This window comes from Bosea sp. Tri-49 (genome assembly GCF_003952665.1).
Lineage (GTDB): Bacteria > Pseudomonadota > Alphaproteobacteria > Rhizobiales > Beijerinckiaceae > Allobosea.
Window position 1 is genome coordinate 1,640,656 of the sequence record NZ_CP017946.1, and the last position, 12,775, is coordinate 1,653,430.

Consider the following 12,775-nt stretch of genomic DNA (forward strand, 5'->3'; position numbering starts at 1 on the left):
GCGCATGCAGGAGGCGCAGCGCTCACCAGGTCAATGACCTGCACCACAAGATCTAGACGCCCTTTCCGCACGAGCAGAAAAGAGTCTGCGATGAGACTTGGTACGACCGAGTTTATCTCAGCAAGCCATCCCTCGGGAGCAGCCTTCTCCGAGCTTTCGGACGACAGGCCGCGCAACAGGGATATCAAGATCCATAACATTGGAGCCCTCATCTGGCGGCATAAGGCGTTCATCGCCTGTTTCGCACTTGTCGGAGCGCTCCTGACTGGCGTCGCGGCCTTCGTCTTGCCGCCGAAATACACCGCCACGTCACAAATCGTGATCGAGCCTACGCAGACTCAGGTCGCCGCCGGTATCCTGGATGCCGTTGTCGACACTCATATCGCAACCATCACGTCGGACGCACACCTGCGTGCGGTGCTGGCGAGCCTGTCAGGCCTTCCCGAGTATCAGGCGACAGCGCCTTCAAGCTCGGCCGGATCTGAGATGTCTTTCGAGGCTCATCTACGCGAGGGGCTGGTCGGCGCCGCGGCGCAGCTCCAAGCAGCGGTCTCACCATCGCCAGCCAATGAAGGACAGTCGGCTGGCCCAACAGGGTTGGCGCCTCCCGGTCTCGAGGAGGCGAAGCTCTCCCTCATGGTTCGACAAGAGCGACGCTCGAGCGTCGTTTCGATCAGCTACAAAAGCTCCAGCCCGGTCAGAGCCGCCCTGATCGCCAATCAGATCACCGCGTTTCATTTGAATGCGATGTCACAGCGCAAGCAGCTCGAGCTCGAGAATTCGAAACAATGGTTGGACCAGAGCCTCACCCAGGCGCAGCGCGAGTCCGAGGCTGCGGACGAGGCGCTGAGCGCCTGGTCGTCGGTCCATGGAGCGAGCACCCCGGATAGTGCGAAGGGAGAGCCGATCGCAGAGACCGTCCAAAAGCTCGAGGGAGTCCGGGCCGAGCTGGCGAAGCTGGAACGCGTCAGGAATCTGCGGCTGGCGTCGCAGCCAGCCCCGGCTCAAGAAGTCGCGGCCGAGATGGCCCGGCTTGAGCAGGATGTCCGCATGCTGCGTACGCAGGAGCGCGCGCTTGCGGAACACACCGCGTCGTTGCAGACCGTATCGGGATTGATGCTCGCTCAGCGGAAAGAGCTTCAAACCCTCGAACGAAAAGCCGCTTCGGCGGCGGACAACGTCAGAGGGCTCAGCCAGCTCAAACGAGAGTACAAGGATCCGCGCACGACCGGCGTGTACCTGCTTGCGCCTGCGTCCGTACCCTTGCGCCCGAGCTCCCTCAGCCCTTACCTCTACATCCCCGCTGCGATCATCGCCTTTGCCCTGCTGGGCGGGGTAGCAGCTTCGACGAGAGAGCAGTTGGACCGTACGTTCCGGCAGTCCAGTGACATCGAGAGCGCGCTCGGCGTTCCATGCGTCGGTCTCATCCCCGATGTCCCTCGCTCACCCAATCGCCCGCGCCGGCCCACACTCGAAGCCTCCGCGTATCCAAATGTGTTCGCGGTCGAATCCGCGTGCGCCATGACGCTGGCGGCGACCGGGCACCGCAAGGAAGGTAAGATCATCCTCCTGACGTCCAGTCATCCTGCCGAGGGTACTACGGCGCTCGCAGAAGGACTCGCGTCCTGTCTTCGGGGCCTGAATCAACGTGTTCTCCTCGTCAGCGAGCATGTCCCACACAAGCACATTTACCCCACGCCGCCAGGCAGGGCTCCGGCGAACCTCGACGAAGGTTTTGCCACTCAGTCCTGCTCGGGCGAGTCAGATCTGGGCTTCGACCGCCTCAGCGTGATGGAGCTCACCGACGGTGATCCGACATTGCTCGTGAGCGCAGCGCTGATCGCGGGTCTGAAAAGAGTGCAGGAGCGTTACGACTATATCGTCATGGCTGCGCCGGCGGTGTTCGTATCGCCCGGTGTTCCCGCTCTCGCAAACATCGCCGACGTGGTCCTCTTCGCCGTGAGGTGGGGGAGCACGACGCGGGACGTTGCGGCGAACGCGTTGGCGTCGCTGAGAAAGCCGGCATCGGTCAGAGGAGATCGTGCGCCGAACATCCTAGCCGTGCTGACCCGCGTCGACCTCAAGTCCTATGTGCAGTACCGGCCCGGAGATGCAGCCGAATTCCTGTACGATCATCGGACGAGACCAGAGGCCAATTCAGTGTCCTGATGGGCTTGGCCCGCGCTAGAGCATGCTACGAAAAAGCGGCAACGGTTTTTCGTGCCAAGCATGCTCTAAAGTATGAGAACCGATCACGCTGCCTTTGGACGATTCCGTCCAAAGGCAGCGTGATCTAAGGGCTGCTTATCACATGTACGCGACGCTTTCCCAGATCGCGGCATTCTCAACTGTGCCCTCGAACCTTCTTCCCGCAGTCGGCCTGCTCGGCTTGATTGTCGCACTCGTTCGCCGGGGACGTGGCGGTCTTTGGCTGGCCGGCCTGGGCATCGGTGGAACACTGATTGCCGGAATCCTGCCGATTGCGAATATAGTGATCCGTCCTCTCGAGGAGCGTTTTCCCAAGTATCAGGAAGACGGGCGCCCGATCGACGGCATCATCGTCCTGTCAGGCGCCGTGGACCTGGCGAGGTCATTCGATCGGGGTGAGTTTTCGCTGAACGGGGCGGCCGAACGCTTCGTGAGCTTTGCGGAGATGGCCCGGCGCCATCCAGAGGCGCGCCTGGTTTATACGGGATATTCCAGCGGCCCGTCGCGATCGGAAGCGCAGCTGGCAGCAGAGCAAATGACGCGGCTGGGCCTGTCGACGGAACGCCTCCTCATCGAGACGGCGTCACGGACCACTTGGGACAACGTCCGCAACACGAAAGCTCTCCTGGGTGCATCGGCGCAGGGTCGCTGGGTTCTCATAACGTCCGCATGGCACATGCCGCGCGCAATGGGCTGCTTCCAGAAGGCCGGGCTGACGGTCATCCCTTATCCGGTCGACTACCAGACCCGTGGACGAAGCGATTCAATCCGGCCCTTCACCATCGTAGGGCACGGCCTTCAACGGCTGGATATAGCGGTCAGGGAGTGGCTTGGCCTGTTCGGGTATCGCATCTCCGGACGGACGGATTCCTTTTTCCCCGGCCCGTAGTCGCATTGACCAGACTCTGGCCGCGCGTCGCGATGCTGCTCCGGAGCCGGCGGACTTGATGCGGATCAAATGCCGCGCACTGCCGCCGCCGATGATGCGCCTTTCCATGACCGCTCGGGGATCCTCGGCGACAACTGCCGACTACATCTGACGCTGCCTTAGGCTCGGGAGGGCAACTTGTCTCACAACACAGAACTCGAGGCGGTCAAAAAGCGCTACGCACGTCGCCGCGACGGCTCGCTCGGCTCACTATACGAGATGAGCCGTCCCGAGATGCGGCACACCCTCGCCGAACGAAGGCGGCTCATACAATGGTTCCTCGCCAGGCGGGCCTGGCATGATCTGAGCACCCGCTGCGCCTTGGAGATCGGCTGTGGCGAGGGTAATGTCCTTGCGGATCTCCTCCAGATCGGATTCTCGGCCGAGCGCCTGATCGGCATCGATCTTCTTCCCGAGAGGGTGGAGATGGCCCGGCGAAAGCTTCCTGCGGAGCTCAGGTTGTTTATCGGTGATGCTTCCGTGTCGCGAGTAGATCCGCTGAGCCAAGATCTCGTCCTGCAGTTCACGGTATTCTCCTCGATCCTGGATCGGGCGTTTCAGGAGGAGCTCGCTGATACGATGTGGGGATATCTGAAACCCTCCGGCGCGATCCTTTGGTATGACGCGGCCGTCAGCAATCCTCGGAATCCCGATATGCGGGGCATCCCCGCCCGCCGGATCAGGGAGCTGTTCCCCCAAGCAAAGATCGAAACTCGCCGGGTCACCCTGGCGCCGCCTCTGGCGCGTGCCGCGTGCCGCCTGCACCCCTCGCTGTACCCGTTACTGAACAGCATCCCGCTGCTGAGGTCGCATGTCATGGCGTGGGTCGAGAAGCCGGCCGACTGAAGGGCTCTCGGAGTTCGCGAATTTTACGGACGCGGCCGAACGCTTCGCCATCGAGATCGAAGCCATCGGTCGCAAGACGCAGCGCGCGAGCGCGGGCTCTGCGTTTGGATCATATGGGCCGCCGATCCAGCACCTCGAGAAGGCCTTCCCGGCAAAGCGCTCGCCGAGCGTCCTTCACGCTTTGCCACGGAAGGCCCGCCTTGGCGGCAATATCGAGGAGGCTGTTCGTTCCATCGCTCATGTTGAGGAGCCAAAGCATCGCCAGTCGAAAGTCGCTCGCGACCTGACCGCCCAGACTCTCATAGAGCCCGCGGCGCCCGAGCTGCGGCTCCCCAAACGGGTGAAGATTGCAGTAAACCCTATTGTTCTCGATGACATCGACTACATCCAGGCACGTGCGGGCGGAATCCGCCAAGGCCGCCGGGTGCACGAAACTCGGATTATCGGCTGAGGTGTGGTATTCTGGGAATTCGCCATGAGGCGTTCGCATGAGGCAGCCGACCGGAAGATTGAAGCCGGGTGATCCGTATTGACGCTCGTCGTATCCGTCCGGGGAGAAATCCCGGATCGCGAATTCCGAAGCCTTCTGCTGCAGCACGTAGCCGACAGCACGATCGATCTCGGCGTCACCGCCTCGGCTTTTCTTGTAGGTGATCCGGCCCGCATCGCCGAGGCAGGTCAGAACGAGACCGTGCTTCACCCGCTCCAGAACAGATCGGTTCCGCGCGAGCCATGTGATCGCTCCGATTGTGCCCGGCACGAAAACGAAGCGATAGCTGTAGCGGGTCGGGCGTCGTGACAATTCCTGGGCAAGCGCCGTCGCAACGACGATACCAGACAAATTGTCGTTGCAGAGCGACGGATGGCAGACGTGGCACGAGATCAGGACCTCGTCCGAACTTTCGCCCTCGATCAGGCATTCGCCGTAGGTGAGAGAGCCATCTTGCAGGGTTGAATCGATGCAAACCTCGTAGTCCTCGTCACAGAGGCTTTCGAGCTGATTGTGCGAAAGGCAGAAGCCCCATGTCTCCGCGTAGTAGGACGTTTGATAGGGAATCCGGTCAGGCTGCGCAGGCAGGGTATGCAGACGCGACCGAAGGTCAGCAAGAGTCATCAGAGCGCAAACTGGCGCGCTATAGCCGACGACATGCAGGTTGGAGTTCCTGAAATCGACGACACGCTCTCCCGAGAGCCGTTTGATGAAAGCGTCGCGGATGTTCCATTCCCGCGGTATCGTCCAGTCCAGGACCTGTGTTCCGGTCGGGACCTCGACGACTTCCAGCGGAAGATATTGCGACAGGCAGCCGAGCGTGGCGCGCACGCCGTCGCCAGTGATACTGCGGCAGATAGGATAGAGCTCTTTGACGAGGCTGTGCATGGCATCGCCAGAATCCGAAAGAAGATCGGGCGCTGCTTGTGACACCGGCGCGATCCCGTTTCCGTAGCGGGCGGCAGGCTGATCCGTTTGCGCCCCCTTCAGCGCGCCGAAGAGGGGCCGTTCGAGATAGCCCGGCTCACCGCCCGCCAGTTTCTCAATCATGATGTCTGCCCGCTGGTGTCATTCTCCTAATCGATCACCCGTGCGAACGGGATCGGCACGATGAACTTCCCACCCCAATCGCGGATATAGGCCATCTGCTCCATGATCTCGTCCTTCAGGTTCCAGGGAAGAATGAGGACGTAGGCCGGCTGCGTCTCCCGAATGCGGCTCGGATCGTCGATCCGGATATGCGTTCCCGGGAGAAAAAGACCCTGCTTATGAGGACTGCGATCGACAGTGTAATCGATGAAATCGGAGCGGACCCCGCAATAGTTCAGGAGCGTATTGCCCTTGGCCGGCGCTCCATAACCGACGACCCGCTTGCCGGATCGCTTCGCTGCAATCAGGAGCTCGAGGAGTCTGTACTTGGTTTCGTGCACCTGGCCTGCGAATGCGAGATAGCGGTCGAGACTGGCGAGCCCAAACTCCGTCTCGCGTCGACGAAGGTCGGCCACGCGTGGGCTGACCGGGCGGGCGCCGTCCCGGGCATGGCGGGCATAGATGCGCAAGGAGCCGCCGTGGGTCGGCAGTTCCTCGACGTCGAACAGACAAAGACCTCGCGCGGCAAAGATCTTCTCGACTGCCAGGAACGAAAAATATGAAAAGTGCTCATGGTAGATCGTGTCGATCTGGTTCTCCGCCATGAGCCTCATCAGGTGCGGGAATTCGAGCGTGATCACGCCATCGTCGGCGAGCAGGATCTTCAGGCCGCGCACGAAATCGTTGAGGTCCGGAACATGCGCGAGAACGTTGTTCCCGATCAACAGATCGGCCCGGATCCCTTCCCGCACCAGCTCGCGTGCCGTCTCCTGGCCGAAGAAACGGACGCGGGTCGGGATTCCACGCCGACGGGCGGCCTCCGCGACATTCCCGGCCGGTTCGATCCCGAGGACCGGCACGTTCCGCTCGACGAAATATTGAAGCAGATAGCCGTCGTTGCTGGCGATCTCGACGACCTGACTCTGCCCTCCTATGCCAAACCGCTCGGAGATGTCGTCGACATACCGTCGGGCATGATCGAGCCATGAATTCGAGAACGACGAAAAATACGCGTAATCGCTGAAGATGGCTTCGGGACTCTCGGAATCCTCGAGCTGGACGAGAAAGCACTCGGCACAGACATAGGCTCGTAACGGGAAGAAGTATTCGCGCTTGCCGAGATCGCCGAACCGCCGATAGGAATTGGCGAGCGGCGACATGCCGAGGTCGACGAAAACATGCTCGAGAGCTGTCGCACAGAAACGGCAGCCCTTCTTGAGCCGGAGCGTCGAAATTGCCGTGCCGACATCGGCCCTCGGAAGGGCTACCTCTTCCACGCCCGGCGCTTCAAGCATTGTTCTCGTTCCCCGTTAAGGCCGGCACGGCTCGCAGCTGACGCCGCTCCCCGTATCTCTCCAGATCCGGCCAGGATGCGTCTCTTTCGGAGATTACGGTCACCGGCTCGGGCCAGGCGATCGCGACAAGTGGATCGTCGTATCGGACCCCGGCGGCGGCGTGCGCGGCATAGGGAACCGAGATTCGATAGTAAACGGCCGTCGTGTCTGCCAGCGTCTGGAAGCCCTGGGCGACGCCTTCCGGAACGTAGAGAGCCTTGCCGTTGCCGGCGGTGAGCTCGAAGGCTTGCCAGCGCAGATACGTCTTCGAACCGGGCCGCATGTCGAGGAGTACGTCGTAGACCGCGCCCTGCACGCAGCGGATGAGCTTCGTCTCGGCGTAAGGAGCATTCTGGTAATGCATGCCCCGCAGGGTTCCACGTCTCTGGTTGAAGGACATGCTGTCCTGCGCGTAGTCGACAACCAAGCCCTGAGACGCGAGCTCATCTCGGCACATCGTCCGCGCGAAGTAGCCGCGACAGTCGTGATGCCTCTCGAGATCGATCGCAATCACGCCCTCCAGATCCGTCGCCGAGAAGATCATGCTACACTCCGTCAGGCTGCGACCGACTCGGGCCGAACAGCCCGCGCCGTCCAACGCAGAGCTTCATTGATCTGCCCCGTCCGTCGGAGATGCTTGAGCTCCTCGAGTCGCGTGAAGGGAGGCGCGTTGAGCGTCGCCAGATCCAACTGAATCCGCTCGAACACGGAGCGCAGCTGAAGCGCCCCGCGCTCCGCACTCCAGGCACAACGGAATCGCGGCATGCGTTCCCTGATCTTGTCGAAACAAACACGGTAGCTGCGATTATCCCCGCTCGCCGGCCCGTAAGTGATGCGGCAGCTCGGGAAGACCGCGCCGACGATCTCGGCAATGTCCCGCACCGTATAGTTTTGGTCGTTGTCGCCGACGTTGAAGGCTTCCCCGCCCACGGCTTCTCGCGGTGCTTCCAGCGCGCAAAGAACCGCCGAGCAGATATCCTCAATATGCACGAGCGGCCGCCAGGGCGTACCGTCGCTCGTCATCCGGATTTCACCGGCGGCATGCGCCCAGGCCGCGAGGTTGTTCAGCACGAGGTCGAAGCGCTGGCGCGGGCTGGCGCCGAACGCCGTGGCGTTGCGGAGGAAAACCGGCACGAAGTCGCTGCTCGAGAGCTTGCGGACCTCCTCCTCCACGAGGATCTTGCAGCGGGCATAGGCCGTCTGCGGATGAAGGCTCGACAGCTCCGTCTTGGCTTCGCTCCCGCCCGCGCCATAGATGCTGCACGACGAGGCATAGATGAAGCGAGTGACCCCGGCGGCCTTGCACAGGCGAGCGAGGCGAACCGAACCTTCGTGATTGATTGCGAATGTGATCGAAGGATCGTTCTCGCCGAGCGGATCGTTCGATAGCTCCGAGAGATGGACGACCGCGTCGACATTCGCAAGATGTGCCAGGCCAATGTCGCGCAAGTCCATCGTGAGAACGGATGGCCGGGTCAAGCCGTCCTCGAACAGCCAACCGCGCCGATAAAAGCCGGTGTCGATCCCGACCGCCTCGTGGCCTCGATCGAGCAGCCTGGCGCCGAGAACCGCTCCGATGTAGCCATCGGCTCCTGTGAGAAGAACTCTCATTGGCATGAGCCCTATGTTTGAGGTCAGCCCGCGACCAGGATTCGGGGCGTTTCGGTCTCGGTTTGGGGGCGTTGCCAGACGCGCCAGGGCGGCTGCCCCGAATCCCAGATCTCCTGGAGCAAAACCTTGTCTCGCAAAGTATCCATGCTCTGCCAGAACCCCTCGTGTCGGTAGACCGCAAGTTGATCGTCGGCGACGAGCCGACGCATGGGTTCCTGCTCCCAAACCGTCTCATCTCCGTCGACCAGGTCGAGGACCTCTGGCTCGACGACGAAGAACCCGCCGCTGATCGTGTGACCGTCGCCGCTCTCCTTCTCCCGAAAGCCTATGACTCGCGGCCGGTCGGAGGAGAGATTCAATGCACCCCAGCGGCCCGGGAGCTGAACGGCCGTGACGGTCGCCAGCGCACCCTGTTGGTGGTGGAATGCGATCAGATCACGGATATTCACGTCGGCGACGCCATCGCCGTAGGTCAGGCAGAACGTTTGCCCGCCAAGATGTTCCCGGATCCGCTTCAAGCGGCCGCCGGTCATCGTCTTCTCGCCCGTGTCGACAACTGTCACCCGCCACGGCTCGCGTGAGGGATGATGCGTGACCAAGGTGTTATCTGTGAGATCGATCGTAAAATCACAATTTCGATGAAAGAAATTTCTAAAATAATCTTTGATAACCGAACCTTTGTACCCACAGCAGATGACGAAATCATTCAACCCATAGTGCGAGTAGATCTTCATGATATGCCAGAGGATCGGATACCCACCGATCTCGACAAGCGGCTTCGGGACGACTGTGGTCTCTTCGCTCAGGCGCGTACCATAGCCTCCCGCCAGGATGACGACCTTCATGACGCTGCTCCGACCGCCAGGGAACCTAGCCACGAAGCCAGGCATGGCGGGGAGTGTGCAGCGCCGTACCAACGCCGAGTTGAGGTCCATCAAGAACGGCCGCGGCGCGAGCCGACGAAATTTCAGTGCCAATCGTCAGGCGCTTAATGGCGAGGGCGCGGCGCCCCTGCCATCGGATGCCCGACTTCGCGGACTCGGCCTTCCCCAGGCCTGACAGACCTGCGCCGGTTCGGCCCAGCCCGGCGTCCGTCAAAACCCGGGCAGACGATGCCGGCGCTCACCGTTCCCGGAAAGCGCGGGCGATCTGGTCCGCGAGAGGCTTGGTGAAATAGGTCAGGACCGTCCGCTGCTGCGTCTGCAGAAAGGCTTCCACGGGCATCCCCGGCGTCAACTTCGCCCCCTGCAGCCGTGCCAGTTCGTCGTCCGCAACGGCGATCCGAACCGTGTAGAAGCCTTGGCCCGAGCGTTGGTCGACCGTCAGGTCGGCTGACACCAGCGAGACCACGCCGCCGATCTCGGGCGTAGTGCTGTGGTTGAGGGCAGAAAAGCGCAGCGCAGCGCGTTGCCCCTGGTGGATCTGCTCGATCTCCTGGGGCGCCACCTTGGCCTGGACCGTTAGCCGCTCGGATGTCGGCACGATCATCATCAGCGTTTCCCCGGGCGCGGCGATACCCCCGACCGTGTGGATGGCGAGCTGGTGGACCGTCCCGTCCCGCGGCGCCCTGATATCGGTCCTCTTGAGCTGATCCTCAGCTGTGATCTTTCGCTCGACCAGCTCCGAGATCTTGCCTCGGAGATCGGCGAGCTCCTTGCCGACTTCGGTCCGGAAATCCTGGTCGATCTGCAGTATCTGCAGTTCAGTCTCCGTGATCTTCCCCTTGGTTTGAGCCACCGACGAGGCAAGGGCCCCTCGCTCACCGCTGAGGCGCGCTCCTTCGCGTTCCAGTGCATTCGCACGGCTGAGCGAAACGAGCTTCTTGCCAAGCAGGTCCCGTACGCCTTCGAGCTCCTGCCGAATGAGCTCGATCTCGCGATCCTTCGCGGCAATCTGCTCGGCATATGACTGGATCTGGTCTCGGAGCTGCCCGATCCGTTCCGCATACTGCGACTTCATGCCGGAGCGTGACGTCTTGCGCATGTCGAGAAGCTTCTGCTCCCCGTCCATAAGCGTCTTCATCGTCGGCGTGGCGGCCAAGGGCAGCAACTCGTCCGGGAACAGGATTTCCGAAACATCTTTCTGTTCGGCATAAAGGCGAGCCTGCCTCGCCATGGCCTCGTTCAGCGCCTTCTGCACGATGGCAAGGCTCGCCTGAGTCACGGTCTCGTCGAGGCGAACCACGATATCCCCCGCCGAAACCCGGTCGCCGTTACGAACACGCAGCTCGCTGACCACGCCCCCGGTCGGATGCTGCACCTTCTTCAGCTCGGATTCCACGACGAGCGAGCCTGAAGCCATGACCGCACCCGAGAACTCGGTCATCGTGGCCCATCCGCCGACCGCGATGAGAAAAAAGGCGACGCCGCCGCCGGCGGCTAGAAGGAGTCTGTCGATCGAGGCGATCGTCCGCTGGGAAACGTCACTCATGCGATGCGCCCTCTCGCTTCAGCGTTGCTCCAGCGGGTAGTTCGGTGGACTTGGGCACAGCCTTGAGCGAGGTGAAGAGGACCTGTTCCTTGGGCCCGAAGGCCTGCATCCGGCCATCCGCCATCACCATCGCCTGATCGAGGGCGGCGAAGGCGCTCGGTCGATGGGCAACGACGATCACGATCCCGCCTCGCTTGCGCACACCGAGAATGGCTGCGGTCAAGGCCTCCTCGCCATCGGAGTCGAGGTTCGAGTTGGGCTCGTCAAGAACGACCAGGAAGGGTTCGCCGTACAATGCGCGGGCCAGCGCGATCCGCTGCCGCTGCCCCGCCGAGAGGGCGGCACCCCTGTCGCCGATCTGCGTCTGGTAGCCGTTCGGAAGACGCTGGATGATGTCGTGGACGCCGGCCGCCATCGCAGCGCGAACGATCTCGGCAGCCGTTGCATCACTGCGAAAGCGCGCGATGTTCGCCGCCACGGTCCCCGAGAAGAGCTGGACCTCTTGCGGCAGATAGCCGACATGGCGCCCCAAAGCCTCGGCTTGCCAGTGCTGGAGCGACGATCCATCGAGCCGGACCGCGCCGCGGAGCGGCTGCCAGATGCCGACCAACAGGCGGGCCAACGACGACTTTCCCGAAGCGCTGCGTCCGATCACGCCCAGGCCCTGCCCGGCCCGAAGCGTGAAGGCGATGTCGATGGCCGTCAGGCGCTGCACACCGGGGGGCGTCACCGAGGCGGTCTCCACCGCGAGCAATTCCCGGGGAGCGGGCAACGCCAGGGCCGGCGGCACGGACGGTTGCGCGGCGAGCAGTTCAGTCAAGCGCGCCCAGGCCTGGCGAGCCTTGACGAACCCGCTCCAGTTGCCGATCGCCAGGTCGACCGGCGCGAGAGCACGCGCGGTGAGGATCGAACTGGCCACGATGATGCCGCCCGTCGCTTCCTGCTTGATGACGAGATAGGCTCCGACGCCAAGCACCACGGATTGCAGCAGCAGGCGTAGCACGCGGGAGCCGGCCCCGAAACCGCTGGCGACCTCTGCGGCGCGCTGCTGATGACGGCGATGCTCATTGTTCACAGCCGTCCACAAGGCTGTCATCTCGCCGCCCATCCCCATCGCCTGGACGGTCTCGGCATTCCGGCAGCCGATTTCCCCCACATGCAGCCTTTGCGCGGCCGCCTCGCTCGTCGCTCTGGCCGGCGAACGTGAAAGGCGCTCGGTCAGAACCGTCAACGCAACGAGAATGATCGTGCCGACGAGAGCGGTGACACCGATCCAGAAGTGGAACAGGAAGCACACGCCGAGATAGAGCGGGATCCACGGCAGGTCGAACAGCGCCCCCGGGCCACTGCCGGATAGGAACGTGCGCACCTGATCAAGGTCGCGCACGGGCTGCATGCTCTCCCCTGACGAGCGTGAGGTCAACGAAACGGCCAGGGAGGCCCGGAACACTCTCGACGTCATCGCCTCGTCGAGCGCGCCGCCGATCCTCAGCAGGAGGCGACCGCGCAATATCTCGAAAACGCCGTAGAAGAAGTACAGCATCACGACGAGCAGGGTGACGCCGATCAGGGTCGGGACGCTTCGGCTCGGCAGGACGCGATCGTAGATCTCGAGCATATAAAGCGAACCGGCCAGCGTGAGCAGGTTCAATATGCCGCTGAGTACCGCGATCGTGACGAGCGCACGGCGCCATCGGAAGAGCGCGTCCGTGAGCGGAGAAGCCGATGGAACCGGTCGACTACCAATTCCGAAGGCCGCCATCGCGACGGAGGCTGCCGGCGCGCCCTCTGACCGCGTTCCCAGAAGAACGCGCAAAGCCTGCCAAGAAAGAACCGCTT

Annotated in this window: 10 protein-coding genes; 3 read left to right on the plus strand and 7 right to left on the minus strand. The window is 62.6% G+C overall.

Annotation, left to right across the window (positions count from 1 at the left end):
- Positions 1 to 90 precede the first annotated feature (90 nt).
- The 3 genes from BLM15_RS08100 to BLM15_RS08110 all read left to right on the plus strand — a co-directional run bounded on the left by BLM15_RS08100 (position 91) and on the right by BLM15_RS08110 (position 3,982).
- Positions 91 to 2,169 (plus strand): GumC family protein, encoded by a 2,079-nt coding sequence (locus BLM15_RS08100; protein WP_164547436.1) that lies wholly within the window; start codon positions 91 to 93, stop codon positions 2,167 to 2,169.
- Between the two features lie 142 nt (positions 2,170 to 2,311).
- On the plus strand, positions 2,312 to 3,097 hold the full coding sequence (locus BLM15_RS08105) for a YdcF family protein (RefSeq protein WP_126112028.1): 786 nt from the start codon (positions 2,312 to 2,314) through the stop codon (positions 3,095 to 3,097).
- A 177-nt stretch (positions 3,098 to 3,274) separates the two neighbouring features.
- Positions 3,275 to 3,982, plus strand: coding sequence for a class I SAM-dependent methyltransferase (locus BLM15_RS08110; RefSeq protein ID WP_164547437.1), 708 nt, complete (start codon positions 3,275 to 3,277; stop codon positions 3,980 to 3,982).
- A gap of 109 nt (positions 3,983 to 4,091) precedes the next feature.
- Here BLM15_RS08110 and BLM15_RS08115 read toward each other — a convergent pair whose 3' ends face one another.
- The 7 genes from BLM15_RS08115 to BLM15_RS08145 form a co-directional block, all read right to left on the minus strand.
- The gene (locus BLM15_RS08115) at positions 4,092 to 5,360 is read right to left on the minus strand and encodes a DUF4910 domain-containing protein (RefSeq protein ID WP_126116109.1); all 1,269 of its coding nucleotides are present in this window, start codon (positions 5,358 to 5,360) and stop codon (positions 4,092 to 4,094) included.
- A 188-nt stretch (positions 5,361 to 5,548) separates the two neighbouring features.
- Positions 5,549 to 6,856, minus strand: a complete 1,308-nt coding sequence (locus tag BLM15_RS08120) for a class I SAM-dependent methyltransferase (protein WP_126112030.1) — start codon at positions 6,854 to 6,856, stop codon at positions 5,549 to 5,551.
- On the minus strand, positions 6,849 to 7,439 hold the full coding sequence (locus tag BLM15_RS08125; RefSeq protein WP_126112032.1) for a dTDP-4-dehydrorhamnose 3,5-epimerase family protein: 591 nt from the start codon (positions 7,437 to 7,439) through the stop codon (positions 6,849 to 6,851). Before BLM15_RS08125 ends, BLM15_RS08120 begins: the two co-directional genes overlap by 8 nt.
- A gap of 11 nt (positions 7,440 to 7,450) precedes the next feature.
- Positions 7,451 to 8,512: an NAD-dependent epimerase/dehydratase family protein gene (locus BLM15_RS08130; protein ID WP_335904832.1), complete on the minus strand. Its 1,062-nt coding sequence runs from the start codon at positions 8,510 to 8,512 to the stop codon at positions 7,451 to 7,453.
- Between the two features lie 17 nt (positions 8,513 to 8,529).
- Positions 8,530 to 9,351 carry a glucose-1-phosphate cytidylyltransferase gene (gene rfbF, locus BLM15_RS08135; RefSeq protein ID WP_126112036.1) on the minus strand — a complete coding sequence of 274 codons (822 nt, stop codon included), beginning with the start codon at positions 9,349 to 9,351 and terminating at the stop codon, positions 8,530 to 8,532.
- A 277-nt stretch (positions 9,352 to 9,628) separates the two neighbouring features.
- Positions 9,629 to 10,936 carry an HlyD family type I secretion periplasmic adaptor subunit gene (locus tag BLM15_RS08140; RefSeq protein ID WP_126112038.1) on the minus strand — a complete coding sequence of 436 codons (1,308 nt, stop codon included), beginning with the start codon at positions 10,934 to 10,936 and terminating at the stop codon, positions 9,629 to 9,631.
- A complete protein-coding gene (locus BLM15_RS08145; RefSeq protein WP_126116110.1) occupies positions 10,929 to 12,698 on the minus strand; it encodes a type I secretion system permease/ATPase in 1,770 nt (589 codons plus the stop codon). The genes BLM15_RS08140 and BLM15_RS08145 overlap by 8 nt, the downstream gene beginning before the upstream one ends.
- Positions 12,699 to 12,775 lie beyond the last annotated feature (77 nt).